Source organism: bacterium, from assembly GCA_016716565.1.
Taxonomy (GTDB): Bacteria; Bacteroidota; Ignavibacteria; order Ignavibacteriales; family Ignavibacteriaceae; genus IGN2.
Genome location: JADJWC010000003.1, coordinates 46,577 through 62,875 on the forward strand (window position 1 = coordinate 46,577; position 16,299 = coordinate 62,875).

The 16,299-nt window shown below is 35.6% G+C and carries 13 protein-coding genes; 9 read left to right on the top strand and 4 right to left on the bottom strand.

What is annotated here, in order from left to right; genetic code table 11:
• Window positions 1-7 precede the first annotated feature (7 nt).
• From IPM14_12315 to IPM14_12345, 7 genes are all read left to right on the top strand, one after another.
• Complete coding sequence (locus IPM14_12315; GenBank protein MBK9098880.1) at window positions 8-3,589, top strand: UvrD-helicase domain-containing protein; 3,582 nt, start codon at window positions 8-10, stop codon at window positions 3,587-3,589.
• A gap of 15 nt (window positions 3,590-3,604) precedes the next feature.
• Complete coding sequence (locus IPM14_12320) at window positions 3,605-4,069, top strand: hypothetical protein (protein MBK9098881.1); 465 nt, start codon at window positions 3,605-3,607, stop codon at window positions 4,067-4,069.
• Between the two features lie 507 nt (window positions 4,070-4,576).
• Complete coding sequence (locus IPM14_12325; protein ID MBK9098882.1) at window positions 4,577-5,767, top strand: nucleoside recognition protein; 1,191 nt, start codon at window positions 4,577-4,579, stop codon at window positions 5,765-5,767.
• A 19-nt stretch (window positions 5,768-5,786) separates the two neighbouring features.
• Window positions 5,787-6,746, top strand: a complete 960-nt coding sequence (locus IPM14_12330) for a D-glycerate dehydrogenase (protein ID MBK9098883.1) — start codon at window positions 5,787-5,789, stop codon at window positions 6,744-6,746.
• A 65-nt stretch (window positions 6,747-6,811) separates the two neighbouring features.
• Window positions 6,812-7,933, top strand: coding sequence for an alanine dehydrogenase (locus tag IPM14_12335; GenBank protein MBK9098884.1), 1,122 nt, complete (start codon window positions 6,812-6,814; stop codon window positions 7,931-7,933).
• A 52-nt stretch (window positions 7,934-7,985) separates the two neighbouring features.
• Window positions 7,986-9,338: an acetyl-CoA hydrolase/transferase family protein gene (locus IPM14_12340; GenBank protein MBK9098885.1), complete on the top strand. Its 1,353-nt coding sequence runs from the start codon at window positions 7,986-7,988 to the stop codon at window positions 9,336-9,338.
• A 2-nt stretch (window positions 9,339-9,340) separates the two neighbouring features.
• Window positions 9,341-10,030 carry a metallophosphoesterase gene (locus tag IPM14_12345; GenBank protein ID MBK9098886.1) on the top strand — a complete coding sequence of 230 codons (690 nt, stop codon included), beginning with the start codon at window positions 9,341-9,343 and terminating at the stop codon, window positions 10,028-10,030.
• Window positions 10,031-10,048: 18 nt separating this feature from the next.
• On the opposite strand, the gene IPM14_12350 is transcribed toward IPM14_12345, so the two are convergent.
• The 4 genes from IPM14_12350 to groES form a co-directional block, all read right to left on the bottom strand.
• Complete coding sequence (locus IPM14_12350; protein MBK9098887.1) at window positions 10,049-11,743, bottom strand: hypothetical protein; 1,695 nt, start codon at window positions 11,741-11,743, stop codon at window positions 10,049-10,051.
• Window positions 11,744-12,463 (bottom strand): ABC transporter ATP-binding protein, encoded by a 720-nt coding sequence (locus IPM14_12355; protein ID MBK9098888.1) that lies wholly within the window; start codon window positions 12,461-12,463, stop codon window positions 11,744-11,746.
• Between the two features lie 148 nt (window positions 12,464-12,611).
• Window positions 12,612-14,243, bottom strand: coding sequence for a chaperonin GroEL (gene groL, locus IPM14_12360; GenBank protein ID MBK9098889.1), 1,632 nt, complete (start codon window positions 14,241-14,243; stop codon window positions 12,612-12,614).
• Between the two features lie 38 nt (window positions 14,244-14,281).
• On the bottom strand, window positions 14,282-14,578 hold the full coding sequence (groES, locus tag IPM14_12365; GenBank protein MBK9098890.1) for a co-chaperone GroES: 297 nt from the start codon (window positions 14,576-14,578) through the stop codon (window positions 14,282-14,284).
• 192 nt (window positions 14,579-14,770) lie between these two features.
• On the opposite strand from groES, the gene IPM14_12370 reads away from it, so the two are divergent.
• Both IPM14_12370 and IPM14_12375 read left to right on the top strand, forming a co-directional pair.
• Complete coding sequence (locus IPM14_12370) at window positions 14,771-15,562, top strand: CPBP family intramembrane metalloprotease (protein ID MBK9098891.1); 792 nt, start codon at window positions 14,771-14,773, stop codon at window positions 15,560-15,562.
• Window positions 15,563-15,571: 9 nt separating this feature from the next.
• Window positions 15,572-16,285 carry a pyridoxine 5'-phosphate synthase gene (locus IPM14_12375; GenBank protein ID MBK9098892.1) on the top strand — a complete coding sequence of 238 codons (714 nt, stop codon included), beginning with the start codon at window positions 15,572-15,574 and terminating at the stop codon, window positions 16,283-16,285.
• Window positions 16,286-16,299 lie beyond the last annotated feature (14 nt).

Here is a 16,299-nt window from a genome sequence, read left to right on the forward strand (position 1 = left end):
AACCTGAATGAGAATTTTAACTCATCATCAAAGTAAAGCACTTGATATAAGCAAATCAGTTTCACTGACTGCTAATGCTGGTTCAGGAAAAACGTTTGTTCTCTCACAAAGATTCATAGAAATTTTACTTTCAACAGATACACAGCTAAATCAGATTGCAGCAATTACTTTTACTGAGAAAGCTGCCGGAGAACTTTTTAAAAGAATTTCCGAGGAACTACACAAAGCGTCTCTTCAATCCAAATTTTTATCACTTCGGGGAAAGATTGAAAAGTTGAGAAAGCAGCTGGTATCAGCAAAAATTTCTACGATTCATTCGTTCTGTATTGACTTGCTAAAAGAATTTCCAGTTGAAGCATCAATTGATGCTAACTTTATTCCGATAAATGAACAAAAAGCTTCTGAGTTAATTGATTTATCGGTGGAAAGCACACTTAATCAAATGCTGAAAGATCCCGATCTGCAGTCTGTTGTAAAGCAGCTTGTGAGACTGCTTGGTTCAAAAGCGAAGCTTGCCAGCGAACTTGCCGGGATGATCAATAAGCGAAAAAATGTTCTTTCTCTTATTCCAAAACTTTATTCGCACGGAGTAGATGAAACAGCTAATCATTTATTCAAATTGTTTGATACAAATTTTAAACTTCTGTTTGAAAGGAAGATTCCTAAAGTTATTAAACACATTTCTTCCATTAACGATCGTATCCTTCTGAATAAACCTGATAATGAAAGAGGAGTAGAAGTCAATTCTCTTTTGAAAAAGTATCATTCTGATCAAGATGCAATAAAAACAATCTTCTTCTTAAATCAGATTAGAGACTTAATTTTAACTTCATCAGGTTCAGTTCGGTCACAAGGTTATCTTTCTTCCGCAATGAGAGATGGACTGTCGGATACAATATCAATCCTCGAGGATTTTTTTAATGATCTGAATGAGATTCATATTGATAATAATTACAAGAATGTTAATAAAGAGCTTGCACATTGTAGTCTGGCCATTATTCAAACTTTTCAAAACGTTAATACTGAATATGAAAGAAAGAAGTACGAACTTGGAGCGCTTGATTTCGAGGATATTCTGCTTAAAACAAAAAAATTGTTTGAGAATAAATCAGTCAGTCAAGCTCTTTCAAAAAAATATAAATATCTGCTTGTAGATGAATACCAGGATACAAATGAAATTCAGTATGAAATTTTTTTACCTCTTGTCGATGAATTGAAATCCGGAAATTTATTTATTGTCGGTGATGAGAAGCAGAGTATTTACCGATTTCGCGATGCTGAACTACAAGTTTTTTCAAAAACAAAATATGACATTCAGAAAATAAACGGAGATGAATCGGTTTTAACTCTCCCGGACAGTTTCAGGATGGCCCCTGCAATATGTTCTTTTACCAATACACTCTTCAGGGAGTTATTTAAAGATCCGAATATTTTTCTTAATGAAGTTTCAGCCTCAGATCTTGTTTGTGCACGTACAGATAAATTCGCGGGAAGTGTCGAGTTTATCATCGCAGATAAAGAAAATGAAAGTGAAGCAGATCTTGTAGCCAAAAGAATTTTGAGTTTGAAACGAGATCACGGTGAAAGAATAAAAACGTGGAATGAAATTGCGGTGCTAGTTCGGAAACGTGCTTCATTTGCAGAACTTCAGAAAACATTTATAAAGTATCAAATTCCATTCAATTTAATCGGTGGTACCGGCTTTTACCAAAAGCAAAGTATCAGCGATATTTATAATTACTTTTCGTTTTTGTTAAATGAACAGAACGACGTTGCTTTAGTTGGACTTTTGCGATCTCCATTTTTTATGATTTCTGATACTGATATACTAAAACTTTCATTGAATAAAGGTGAATCAATCTGGGAGAAAATAAAATTTCTATCAGACTTAAACGAAAATCCTTGGAAAAAAGTTTTAAATACACTCAATGAAAATAAATCACTTGCTAAAAGAGTTAGTATTCCTTCTTTGCTCAGAAAAATTCTTAGTGAATCAAATTTTATTTCAATACTTTCCTCCCGAATCGATGGTCAGCAGGAAATTTCCAACTTGAACAAATTGCTTTCGCTTACCAATGAATTTTTTGATAGTGAGTTTAATACCTTATATGATTATGTGACTTTTCTCGATGAAGCAATATCCAAAACCGAAGCTGAAGCTCAGGCACAAATTAAAGCTGGCAGTGATGGAGTGAATATTCTCACGATTCATCAGGCAAAAGGATTGGAATACAGTGCAGTGTTTTTATTTAAATGTAATGATACTTCACAAGTGAATAAAGTTAAAGCCAGATCATTCACTGTGGATAAAGATTTTGGAATACTCACAAAAGTTCCTGTTGATAATAATTACTTCGGAGAATATAAATCAGTTCCGATAACAGGAATTTTTAATATTATCGAATCAAAAAAAGAAAATGCTGAACTGAAGCGTTTGTTGTACGTGGCGCTTACAAGAGCAAAAGATTATCTTTTTATTTCAATGACTGCTGATGATAAATCTTTCAAGAAAAATTCATTTGCAGCGATGATACATTCTGGACTTAAACAGGATCTGAACCAGGAACAAATTATACTTGAAGGAAAATTATCCTATCTTAAAAAGGATGATAATAACTACATTAAAAAAGAAGAAAGCATTACTCTCCCGATCCAAATCTTAAAAACTCTTGATGAAAAGGAAAATATATTTCCAATACAAACTCATCCTGGTGAAAAGAAATTTTTTCTTAAAAGAATAGTAGATCACTCGAGGGGAGAAGTAATTTCCGCTACACGATTTTCGACTTATGTAAGATGTCCTCTCAAGTATAATCTTACTTACAATTACAAGCTTGGTGAATTAATCCAGCATTCAACCAAGAATAAGAAGTATTTTAAGAATCGGGAGAGCGAAGATTTTAATAGAAGCGAATTAAATTCTTATTTGCTCGATGATGAGTCAAGACCTGATGAGTTCTCAAAAGTAAAGGGACAATTCATTCACTATATATTGCGAAAGGACAAAAGCCCTGAGGAATTAGATGCTTACATTGATCAAAATATTACCAATAAATTTAATCCGGATGTATCAGGACCGATGATTCAGGAAATCAAAAATGAGTTGAAAGGATATTATTCTTCAAATGAATATAGCTTTATTAGTGCCTTTCAGAATTTCCGCAATGAATTCGAAGTTTATCTGAAGGAAGGGGATTATTATCTCTTCGGAATACTTGATAAGCTGATTATTGATGGAAAGAAATTGATCATTGTTGATTATAAAACCGATAACATTATCCCAAATGAAATTCAACTTAGAGCCAAAAAATATTTACCTCAACTGAAATTTTATGCTTATATTATTTCCAGAATTTATGATAAAAAATATAGTATCGAGGGCAGAATAATCTTCACAAAATATCCTGATAAGCCATTCACATTTGAATATGATAAATCCTCTGATGAGGAAATTAATACTGGTGTCAGGAATATGATTCAATCTATCAGAACTAATAAGTATTCTGTAAATTTGCATGAATGTTCATTCTGCATTTTTGCAGATAATAATTCAAATTGTATTAAGTCTAGCCAGAATATTTTTTCTTGAACCAAAGGTTTATTAATGAATAAAAAAGTAAAAGTTATCAGAGATCTTTCACTTGTTGAAAAGGAACTCAGCGCAGCGCAGGGTGGTGTGGTTGCGGTATCACTACAGAAAGATAGCTTTGCACAATTTGCTACAAATTTTGTTTATCAGAATAAAAACATCTTTTTCTATTTAGATAATGAAGAGCTTCTTCGTACTATAAAATTTGATTCGCTTGCAAAGTTTACGATCTTAAAAGATAAAAACGTTAGCAAGGAATTAATTGATAAGAAAGATCCGTTATACAGACTTTTTTCAATTGTTGTCACAGGTGTTATCCGCGAAGCCGAGGAACAGAAAACAATTAAGAGCGTTGCACAGAGTTTTATTGAAAAGTATTCGGGCAAGCTTTTACTTGCTGAAAAAGAAACTCAGACAAAGGGAAAACTTGTTGTCCTTGACTCTGAGGAACTTCTTGCATTTGATGAAATAGGTTATTGATTTAATGTCTGATGTTTATTCACAAATTATCCTTGTCCTGTCGCATAAATTATTTGAGGTGAATTTGTGCTGAATTACATCTGGCTTGCATTGATTTTACTAGGTTTCGGTGCTGCTTTATATACGGATGTTTCAAACACCAGTTCAGATAAATTTCGAAATTCCGTTCCATTCACTACTACCATTTTATTCACCGAAAATGTTGAGACAATTTCAGAAGGCAAATATTCTGCAACGATTGTTTTGGACAGAAAATATTTTAACAAGTTTTACAGCGAAAACATCAGTTCAGATATGAACATTCCTGCAGAAGTAAATTTAAGTAAAGATTCACAAACAGGATTTATTTCACTGCAGATAAATGAAAAGTCTCCATCATTGTGGAAAGAAATGGCCGCTGCTTCGGGTGAACAAAATGATTTGAATGGGACTATAACATTAACTGAAAAATTATCAGACAATTCTTTTAAAGGAGAGATAGTAATTGAAACCGCTTCATTTATAAAGATGAAAGAAGTTACAAATTCTGTTATATCATATGCTGGAACTGCTGTTACAATAGCTCTCGGTTTAATAGGAATAATGGCTCTGTGGCTTGGCATAATGAAAATTGCGGAGGAAGCAGGATTAATTAAAATAATTGCAGGTTCACTTAAACCGATAACAAAAAGACTATTTCCGGAAATTCCTTTAGATCATCCCGCAATGAGCTCAATGATCATGAACATTTCAGCAAATATGCTCGGGCTTGGAAATGCTGCAACACCATTCGGTTTGAAGGCAATGGAAGAAATGGAAAAGATAAATCCGAATAAAGGCACGGCTTCAAATTCTATGGTAACTTTTCTGGCTATAAATACGGCAGGACTTACGTTAATTCCTGCAACTGCAATTGCTGTTCGTGCGGCATCAGGAAGTTCGAATCCTGCAATCATTATCGGTACGACTATTTTCGGAGCTTTCTGCGCTACAATTGCAGGCATTTCAGCAGCTAAATTATTTGAAAAGTTTTATCTGGAATCCTGGAGTTTCTCAAGCTGGTTTAAGAAAAATTTAAAATTTACTTTATCAATTTTATTTCTGATTGCAGTGTTAATTATTGTATTATTGACAGGCATTTTGTCTAAAGCAGGAAATATATTTTCCTTTATTTCAGCTGATGGTTTTAAAAATATTATTCAGTTAGTTTCAAGTCTTGCAATTCCTGTGATCATTGTTGTTTTTGTTTTGTACGGTGTAATCAAAAAGGTAAAAGTGTACGAAAGTTTTGTCGAAGGTGCGAAAGAAGGCTTTAATATCGCTGTAAAAATAATTCCTTACCTTGTGGCAATGTTGATTGCAATAGGAATTTTTCGTGCCGGTGGTGCGATGGACTATTTGATATTAGTTCTTACTCCAATTACAAATCTGATAGGAATGCCGGCAGAAGCTTTACCAATGGCATTGATGCGACCGCTTTCAGGAAGTGGATCACTGGGAATTATGTCCGAGAATCTTGCGGTTTACGGACCGGATTCATTCATCGGAATTTTAGTATCAACTTTTTACGGAAGCACTGAAACAACTTTTTACGTTCTGGCATTATACTTTGGCGCAGTGAACATAAAAAGTACCAGACACGCTGTACCGGTTGGTTTAATTGCTGATGCAGCTGGTATTCTCGGTGCACTTTTCATAGTTAAGTTACTTTTTGGATAAAAAAATAAATTCCTCTTTTATGAAAGTATTTATTACAAGAGAACTACCTGAAATTGCATTCGATTTACTTAGTAAAAATCATATACCATTCGATTACTTTAAAAGTGATAGCCCAATTCCAAGGAAAGTGCTTCTTAAGAAAGTGCAAGACTGTGATGCTATAATTTCACTACTTACAGAAAAAATTGATAAGGAAGTCATAGATGCAATGCCTCAATGTAAAGTAATAGCTAATTACGCAGTGGGCTATAATAATATAGATATCAATTATGCCAAAAAGAAAAATATTATTGTCACCAATACACCGGATGTTTTGACTGAATCCACAGCTGATCTTACAATGGCATTAGTTCTTGCCTGTGCAAGAAGGTTCAGTGAAGGTGAAAAGTTAATCCGCGCTGGCAAGTTCAAAGGTTGGAAACCTAAACTTTTATTAGGAATGGAGCTCAAAGAAAAAACTTTTGGAATACTCGGCGCGGGAAGAATCGGCAGTGCTGTTGCTAAACGAGCCAAAGCATTCGGAACAAATATCATTTATGTTGATAATAAGAGAAATCAAAAACTTGAAAGAGTGACAGAAGCAAAAAAAGTTTCTTTGGATTATCTTCTTAAAAAATCTGATATTCTTTCATTACATCTGCCGCTAAATGAAAGGACTTTTCATTATTTAGATGAAAATAAACTTAGCAGTCTCAAGAAAAATTCAATTCTTATCAACACAACACGTGGTGAGATAATTGATGAGAATGCACTTATCAAATTATTGAAAAAGAATAGATTTATGGCAGTCGGATTTGATGTATTTGAAAATGAACCAAAGATAAATCCGGACTTACTGAAATTTCAAAATGTTTTAGTAATGCCGCATTTAGGCAGTGCAACGAATGAAGCAAGGAATAGCATGGCAGAACTTGCAGCCAAAAATGTTATTAATGTCCTCAAAGGAAAGCCTGCATTAACACCGGTTTTCAAACTTTAAAAGACAAATTTGGTTGCATGTATTTTTGTTAATAGGTAGTTTTGAAATAAAAAAAAGTTAAACAAATGAGAATTGGAATACCTACCGAAACTCGCTGGGAAGAGAAGCGAATTCCACTGACTCCCGCCGGAGTCGATTCACTAATCAGAACAGGTCATACAATTTACATCCAAAGCGGTGCTGGCGATGCAAGCCATTTTACTGATCAGGAGTACCGCGAGGTTGGAGCGACAATAGTCTACAACAGGGAAGAAGTGTTTGGCCGTTCCGAAATGATACTTAAAGTAGCTCCTGTCACCGAGGAAGAGTCAGAGCTGTTTGTTGATAAGCAGATATTATTCTCGTTTCTTCTCCTTACGATGGGCAAGAAGAAGATAATAGAAAATCTTCTATCAAAAAAAATTACAGCGATTGGTTTTGAATTGATTGAACGAGATTCGCGTTTACCGATTCTTCATGCGATGAGTGAAATTGCTGGTCCGCTGGCTATTCAGGTTGCGGAACGTTACCTTGAAAGTTTCACTAAAAGCGGCAGAGGAATATTGCTTGGTGGAATTACCGGAGTTGCACCTGCTGCTGTAGTAATTTTGGGTGCCGGAGTAGTAGGAATTACAGCCGCAAGAGCTGCTCTTGGACGAGGTGCTCAAGTGATCGTTATTGATAAAGATTTATCTCGCTTAAGACAAATAGAAACAGAGTTTCACAGAGGAGTTACGACAGTAATGGCAAATCCATATACCATTTCACGTGGTGTGAAATTTGCCGATGTTCTCATCGGTGCAGTATTGATCAAGGGAGAAAAAGCACCTCATCTGGTAACAGAACAAATGGTAAAAGAAATGAAAAAAGGTGCGGTAATCGTTGATGTATCGATAGATCAGGGTGGCTGTGTTGAAACCAGTAGAATTACAACAATTTCAGAGCCTGTTTACACATTGCACAATGTAATTCATTATTGTGTACCAAATATGCCTTCATTAGTTGCGCGTACGGCTAGTTACGGTCTAAATAATTCAGTGCTTGATTATGTGCACGATATAGCTGACAACGGATTAACTAATGCACTAATGGGTGATGAAGGATTGTCAAAAGGTGTTTGTTCGTATAACGGAACGTGTACAAATGAATCTATCGCTGAATCGTTTGAAGTGAGCTATAAAAAGCTTCATGTATTTTCAACTAATTAAAAGATCGATACAGATCTTTTAAATATTATTGAATGAGAGAAAACTATTATTTATGGTAACTGTGGAAGAAATTAGAAAAAAGAATTTACCAGCTAATCTGTATAACATCTATAGTAAGAAGTTAACAACTGCAGATGAGGCAGTAAAGAAGATTAAATCCGGCGACAATGTAGTTATTCAACCAGGATGTGCGGTTCCTCTTGAACTTGTAAGAGCAATGGTTAGGAGAAAAGATGAACTTGAGAATGTTACCATCTATCACATACTGATTGTGGGAGAACTCCCGTACGTTAATCCCGGTATGGAAAAGCATTTTAAGCATAAAGCATTCTTTGTGGGTGCAAATGTTCGTAAAGCAGTACAGGAAGGCCGGGCGGAATTTGTTCCAATATTTTTATCAGAAGTGCCTTTGCTATTCAAAAGGAATATTATTCCTGTTGACGTAGCCTTACTTAATGTTTCACCGCCTGATGAACACGGTTTTTGCAGCTATGGTGTAGATGTTGGAACAATAAAAACTGCTGCAGAAAAATCTAAAATTGTTATTGCTCAGATAAATCCGGAAATGCCGCGTTGTCTCGGAGATAGTTTTATACATATCAATAAAATTCATCACATTGTAGAACACTCCGAACCCATTCAGGAACTTCCCCAGGTTGATCCTGATACAAGCGAGGAGATGCTCCGGATATATGATGCGATTGGGAAGAATACTGCTGAACTAATTGAAGATGGATCTACTTTACAAATGGGGATTGGCGCAATCCCCGATTCGGTAATGAAATATTTACACGATAGGAAAAATCTGGGGATTCATACCGAAATGTTTTCCGATGGAATTATAGGATTGGTAGAAGAAGGAGTAATAAATGGAGAAGCAAAAACAATTCACCCAGGAAAAATAATTGCCGGATTTGTTCTGGGGACTAAAAAAGTATACAATTTTATTGATAATAATCCTGTAATTGAATTTCATCCGCAAGAGTATGTAAATGATCCATTCATCATTGCTCAAAATAAAAAAATGGTTGCTATCAATTCTGCAATAGAAATAGACATAACAGGTCAGGTATGTGCAGATTCCATTGGAACAAAAATATTCAGCGGAATTGGTGGGCAGGTAGATTTTATCAGAGGGGCAGCACATTCTGAAGGAGGTAAACCAATAATTGCACTTCCATCGATTACAAAAGATGGAAAGGTTTCCCGGATAGTCCCAAAGCTAAATCCGGGTGCGGGTGTTGTTACCTCGCGCGGTGATGTACATTACGTAATTACAGAATACGGAGTTGCTCACTTATTTGGAAAAACTTTAAAAGAAAGAGCTCGGGAACTTATCAAAATAGCTCATCCGAAATTTCGTGACGAACTAAACAAATACGCTAAAGAAACAAGACACATCTGATTATGGTTGCAGTAATCGGGGATATTCACGGTTGTTTTCATACACTTAAAAAGTTGTATGCTTTAATTTTAAAGAAGTATCCAGACATTCCTGTTTGTGCTGTTGGAGATCTTGTTGACAGGGGCAAATTCAGCTACGAAGTTGTTGAGTTTGTAAAAAAGAATAAGATTACTTTTACTGCTGGCAACCACGATTATATGTTTTATTATTTCATTAAACACCCTTCAAGTATGCTCGGAAGATCCTGGGTTTTTAATGGTTCAGAAACTACTCTGGATTCTTATAGCAATCGCTTCAGTGAGATGAATAAACATCTTAACTTTATTATAAAAGCTCCGTTGATCCTTGATTTAAGTGATTGCTTTATCTGTCATGCCGGAATTTCAAGTCACTATGGAAGAAAGCTTGGCAAACATCCATTATCTGATAAGCAGAAGCTCATCAATATTATCGAAAAAGATTTAAACACAGACCGCGGTATACTTTGGACAAGAGACAAGCTGTTAAATCTTGGGAAATTGCAAATTGTTGGTCATACAAGGTTCCAGGAAATAACTTACGATGAAGATAGTGATACAGTTTATGTTGATACAGCCGCATGCTCAGGGAACAAGCTCAGCGCTGTGATTATAAGTGAAAGTAATATTGTTGATAGGCTTTCAGTGCCTACAGAAAAGATAGATATTATTTAAATCCTCATATACAGCTATTCAAACATCCTTTACAAAATTTCTAACGCCTCTGGAAATGCTTATGTATGAGACTATGAAAGCAATTGTGCCGAGTATCAAAGTTGTGTAAAGAAGCTGCGACACGGCTGTAAAGCTTCTTTTATCTACTGCACTAAAATAATTATTCAATGGTGCAAACATCAGGATGATAAGGAAGACCAGATAAACAATAGTAAATAAAAATGTAAGTGTAGCTCCCTGCGATGATGCTACCCTTATTGGATTTTTCTCCTTATAGTTTGCATAAGTTGAACCCATCCCGAAATTGAATGACACTAATGTTATCGTAACGAATGCAGTATTTAACTGTGAAATAGTTGCCAGCACAATTGAAAATTGATAGTTTGAAACAAGATTCAACATCTGACCGATAATAAAAATTACCAAAAAATAAATTGTTAATCTGGTCAGCATTAACTTTTTATAATTAAGCGGCGCACTTCTGATTTTCCAGATAGTTTCACCTTCGAGACTTACCATCGGGAAAATAAATCTCAACGACATTGAAGCAATCAAAAACACATTGAATAAATACAGCACAAGGTATATTAATGTTTTGAGATAAGAGTTGTAAGCATTTAATAACATCGCATCGATATTGGAAATCGATAAAACGAAAACTGTTACTAGAAATGTCATTACAAGGAAGTGAGACCACTGGCTTGGTTCTCTTATGAACATGAGAATTTCCCGTTTTAATAACACTTCACGCCTCGGTCTTAAAGATGAATTTTTTTCAAATGAAAATGAAGATAAACGATGGTTTTTCTTCTTGACAGACAACTTATTTGAAAGACTCAGGAATATCAGCCAGGCTCCATAAAACCAGTTCTTTGCGAGAAATAAGGCGAGGACAAAAAATGATATTGCGAACACTAATAATAAATAAGCTGACCAACCAGCAGCCCAGTACTTACCGGACGAAATCCAGTATAATGAATCGGCTACCCAATGATTAGGTAATAATTTAATTAAAGGACTTTCAAGAAAACCGAAATAATTGTCGATGTTGGGGAAGTATTCAAAGACTTTTTTCACAAGTTGCACAGGACTGCTGTAGATGTAGAACAGGATGACTGCAGAAACATAAAAAACAGCCAGTGTACTCAAGACTTTTTTAATTCCAAATACTGCGGCAAATCTCATAATAACTAAAAGGATTATCGCACCAAGTGTTCCGGCAATAAACATAAATGGTAATATCAATACTACTACAGAAAAAGGTAAAAAGAACCACGGGAGTTCGAAGTATGCAGCGTAACCTGCCAAAGCAGATGAGACCATCAGCAAGAGAGTAGAGGAACTGTAGAAGAAGTTATCAAAGAATTTGATGAAAAATATTTTCAGGAATGAAACAGGTTTAGTCAATAGGAAACCGACTTCCTTTGATTTAAAGAATGTGGAATATGATACTACTATATTCCCTATGTTTACTGTCATAAAGAAAATGAACAGCACTACAAAAATAAACCGGTGCAGCAGGAAGATTCCGATTTTCACTTCTTCTAAAAGATATGTGATTATATTTTGTGTGAAATAGAAAATACCAACAGCAAAAACTATATATACTAGTGAAGCTGTCAGATTTTTAGCTATCGATTTAACAGTTAACTGATTTTCAAATTTGAGAAATGTGAGCAGTTTGAATTTCAATATGTGAAAAAGCACAGCCATTTATTTTGTAAGATGTAAAAAGAGTGATTCAAGATTTTGATGATCTGTTCCTTTTATTTTTTCAACGACTTCTTTTTTATCTTCAAATATCATTTGACCATCTTTGATAATTCCAATTCTAGAACAGACTTCTTCAGCCACATTTAAACTATGAGTGGACATAAATATCGCTACTCCCTGTGATGATTTTTCTTTCAGTACATTTTTAACAACTAATGCACTTTGCGGATCCAATCCAACCATCGGTTCATCAACAACAAGCAGCTGTGGATCGTGAAGCAATGCTGAAGCAATCGCTATCCGCTGTTTCATTCCCTGTGAATATTCTTCAGTTCGCTTATCAATCCATTGCTCAATCTTTAACTGGTCGATTGTCTCATCAATTTTATTTCTCAATTTGTTTTTTTCAATTTTATAGAGTCCACCACAGAAAAAGAGAAATTCTTTTCCGGTTAATTTTTCATAAAGAAAAGGTTGGTCAGGTATGTAGCCGATTAATTTTTTAGCTTCAATATTATTTTTTTGAATATCAAAACCACCGATATGCACGGTTCCTTCTGATGGAGCATAGAGTCCGGTGATCATTTTAATCGTTGTTGTTTTGCCGGCTCCATTTTGACCAAGAAATCCGAAAAAATCACCTGCATTTATTTCGAGGTTGATATTATTTACCGCCGTGAAATTCCCGAACTTTTTAGTGAGGTTGGTTAATTTGAGCATTTGGTTAACAATCGTCCTTATTTTTCATATTTATTGAACTTTTTCAGTCGAAACGCACTGGATTTCAACAAAACTCAGACCAAGAAAGGCTTTAAAAAAGCAAAGGCGGAAATAATTCCGCCTTTGAAGATTTTCTATAAAGAGTGAATTAATACATATCACCCATACCGCCGCCGTGAGGCATTGGAGGCATTGGTGGTTCTTTCTCTTTCTTTTCATAAATGACAGCTTCGGTAGTTATCAATAACGAAGAAACTGAAGCAGCATTTTCAAGTGCAGTTCTAGTAACTTTGGTTGGATCGATGACGCCCGCTTTAATCAGGTTCTCATATTTTTCAGTCTGAGCATTGAAGCCGTAATCATCCTTACCTTCTTTAACTTTCTGTAAAACTACTGAACCTTCGAGACCAGCGTTGTTTACTATCTGCTTCAACGGCTCTTCCAAAGCTTTCTGAATGATTTTTACTCCTGTTGTCTGATCAATATTTTCACCTTGAACTTTATCAAGAACATTGATTGCTCTTACTAAAGCAACGCCACCGCCAGCAACGATACCTTCTTCGACAGCAGCACGGGTTGCGTGTAAAGCATCTTCAACGCGAGCTTTCTTTTCCTTCATTTCAACTTCTGTGGAAGCACCGATCTTCAGTACAGCAACACCACCTGAAAGCTTTGCTAATCTTTCCTGAAGTTTTTCTTTGTCATAGTCAGAAGTAGTTTTATCAATCTGAGCTTTGATTTCATTTATTCTCTTCTTGATGTCTTCGGTCTTGCCAGCACCTTCAACAATAGTTGTATTATCTTTATCGATTACAACTTTCTTTGCAGTTCCGAGATAAGAAAGAGTAGCATTCTCCAATTTGAAGCCTCTTTCTTCCGAGATAACAGTTCCGTTAGTCAGAGTAGCAATATCTTCAAGCATAGCTTTTCTTCTATCACCAAATCCTGGTGCTTTAACAGCAGCAACCTTCAAAGTGCCACGAATTTTGTTGACGACTAAAGTTGCCAATGCTTCACCTTCGAGATCTTCAGCAATAATTAAAAGAGCTTTTCCTTGCTGAGCAACTTTTTCGAGTACTGGAAGAAGATCTTTCATTGCTGAAATTTTCTTATCGTGGATGAGGATCATTGGATCTTCAAGTTTAGCCTCCATTGATTCAGCATCTGTAACAAAGTAAGGTGAAAGATATCCGCGATCAAACTGCATACCTTCTACAACTTCCAATGATGTTTCGGTTCCTTTTGCTTCTTCCACTGTAATAACGCCATCTTTTCCTACTTTTTCCATTGCATCAGCAATTAAATCTCCGATTGATTTATCATTATTTGCAGAAATTGCACCTACCTGAGCGATCTCATTTCTTCCTTCAACATCTTTACTAATTGATTTTAGATAATCAACAACTTTAGTTACAGCGATGTCAATTCCTCTTTTCAAATCCATCGGGTTTGCACCTGCGGTGACATTCTTCAAACCTTCTCTGTAAATTGCTTGGGCGAGAACGGTTGCAGTTGTTGTTCCATCACCAGCGACATCACTGGTTTTGGATGCAACTTCACGAACCATCTGCGCGCCCATGTTCTCAATATTATTTTCAAGTTCAATTTCTTTTGCTACAGTTACACCATCTTTTGTAACTGTTGGTGCACCGAATTTTTTTTCAAGGATTACATTGCGTCCCTTTGGACCAAGTGTAACCTTTACGGCATCAGCCAGCTTATCTACACCAGCTTTCAAACCGCTTCTTGCGTCAGTGTTATATTCGATTAATTTTGCCATAGTTATTTACCCTTTATTGTTTTCAAATTTTTAATTACTTAAGGAACAATTGCGAAGATGTCACTCTCACGCATAATGAGATATTCTTCGCCGTCAATTGTAACTTCGGTTCCACTGTATTTACCATAAAGAACTTTATCCCCAACTTTAACTGTCATCTTTACGACCTCACCGTTGTCAGCAACTTTACCTGGTCCGGCTGCAACCACAGTTCCTTCAACTGGTTTTTCTTTTGCGGTATCAGGAAGGATAATTCCGCCTTTAGTTTTCTCTTCAGCTTCTGCTGGCTTAACAATAACTCTATCAGCAAGTGGATTGAGTTTTAGTTTACTCATTTTTTTACTCCTTATTTGTTTAATTGATTTATTAGCACTCTAAAAAAGCGAGTGCTAAAATAATACTCTTGTTGAATTTTGTCAAGCTTTGGAAGCTTTGATTTTCTGCAATATTAACAATTTTTCTGTGATTTTACTCAAGTGTGATTTATATTTGTGTCAACTTCATTTAGTGCATTTTATAAGACCATTTTGAAAATATGTGAATTCAATACTGAATACAAAGAATTGATAGAAATCTTCCGGAAGATGGATAGAAAAGTCATGGTTATTTTTCTATCAGTTGCGGTGCTTCAAACTATTTCCTGGTATTATGCCTCTCGAAATTTTTTCCGAATCAATTTATTTCCTCTTTACCAGAATGATTCCGATGTTTATTTATATGAATACCTATACTGGTTCGTAAGTGATTTTGTAACCTTGTTTATTCTTTCAATACTGATAATCAAGTTCATTATTAAAGAAGATCTGAAGGATTACGGATTACAACCGGGTGATTATAAAGCAGGGCTAATCTTTTCGACAATATTTCTCGGAGTGATGATTTCGATGATCTGGTTTATTTCAGCTACTCCGGACTTTGCATCTAAATATCCACACCTTCAATCAACGAAAGATAGCTGGAGCGATTTTTATATTTACGAAGCTGGAATGTTCTTGTATATGTTTGGCTGGGAATTTATCTGGCGAGGTTTTATGCTTTTCGGATTAAAGGAAAAATTTGGTTATTACTCTGTGCTGATTCAAATGATTCCTTTTGTAATTTTGCATAATGGAAAACCAGTACTGGAAACTTTTGGAGCAATTGCCGGAGGAATAGCGTTAGGAATGCTCGCATTCCGTACGAACTCATTTTATTGTTGTGTAATTACACATGCAGGCGTTATGTTTACTATAGATTTAATTTCAACATTACGATATCGAACGAATGACTATGGGATTGGCTTAGATTCATTATTCAACATCATAATTAATATTTTTTAGGGAGCTTATATGAGATTCGCATTAAACATTGATCACGTTGCAACGATTAGAAATGCAAGAGGGGAAACTCAACCCGACCCGATAACAGCAGCACTAATGGCTGAGCAAGCTGGTGTGGATGGAATCGTATTTCACCTCAGAGAAGACCGAAGACATGTAAATGAACGTGATGTGAGATTGCTGAGAGAACTTGTAACTACGAAACTTGATTTTGAAATGGCAGCCGTTCCTGAAATAATCAAGATAGCTTGCGATGTTGGACCTGAATTAGCAACACTGGTACCGGAGAAAAGACAAGAACTCACAACGGAAGGTGGTTTAAATGTTATCGATAATGCTTCTCTCATTAAATCGACCATAGAGGAATTACATAATTTCGATGTTGATGTTTCATTATTTGTTGAACCAGATATCATGCACATTACAACTTCAGCTGAATTAGGTGCTGATTACATTGAAATTCACACAGGTGTTTTTGCAAATGCTTTGACTGAAGAAGAACAGTTTGATGAGCTTGAAAGAATAAGAGGTGCAGCAAAGCACGCGCGGAAACTTGGACTCGGAGTAAATGCCGGTCATGGTTTAAATTATCAAAACATCAAAATCTTCAGAGAGCTTGAAGACATTGATGAGGTAAGTATTGGTCACTCCATAATCGCCAGGGCAGTTTACGTGGGTATTGATCAGGCAGTTAAAGAAATGATAAGGCTCATCAACGAATAAAGTCAATGAGCCTC

Bases quoted from the DNA above. Each gene is read 5' to 3' on its own strand.
- IPM14_12320 (MBK9098881.1), top strand. From the start codon at position 3,605: ATGAATAAAAAAGTAAAAGTTATCAGAGATCTTTCACTTGTTGAAAAG.
- IPM14_12330 (MBK9098883.1), top strand. From the start codon at position 5,787: ATGAAAGTATTTATTACAAGAGAACTACCTGAAATTGCATTCGATTTA.
- IPM14_12325 (MBK9098882.1), top strand. From the start codon at position 4,577: ATGAAAGAAGTTACAAATTCTGTTATATCATATGCTGGAACTGCTGTT.
- IPM14_12315 (MBK9098880.1), top strand. From the start codon at position 8: ATGAGAATTTTAACTCATCATCAAAGTAAAGCACTTGATATAAGCAAA.
- IPM14_12355 (MBK9098888.1), bottom strand. From the start codon at position 12,463: ATGCTCAAATTAACCAACCTCACTAAAAAGTTCGGGAATTTCACGGCG.
- groL (MBK9098889.1), bottom strand. From the start codon at position 14,243: ATGGCAAAATTAATCGAATATAACACTGACGCAAGAAGCGGTTTGAAA.
- IPM14_12345 (MBK9098886.1), top strand. From the start codon at position 9,341: ATGGTTGCAGTAATCGGGGATATTCACGGTTGTTTTCATACACTTAAA.
- IPM14_12340 (MBK9098885.1), top strand. From the start codon at position 7,986: ATGGTAACTGTGGAAGAAATTAGAAAAAAGAATTTACCAGCTAATCTG.
- IPM14_12335 (MBK9098884.1), top strand. From the start codon at position 6,812: ATGAGAATTGGAATACCTACCGAAACTCGCTGGGAAGAGAAGCGAATT.
- IPM14_12350 (MBK9098887.1), bottom strand. From the start codon at position 11,743: ATGGCTGTGCTTTTTCACATATTGAAATTCAAACTGCTCACATTTCTC.
- IPM14_12375 (MBK9098892.1), top strand. From the start codon at position 15,572: ATGAGATTCGCATTAAACATTGATCACGTTGCAACGATTAGAAATGCA.
- groES (MBK9098890.1), bottom strand. From the start codon at position 14,578: ATGAGTAAACTAAAACTCAATCCACTTGCTGATAGAGTTATTGTTAAG.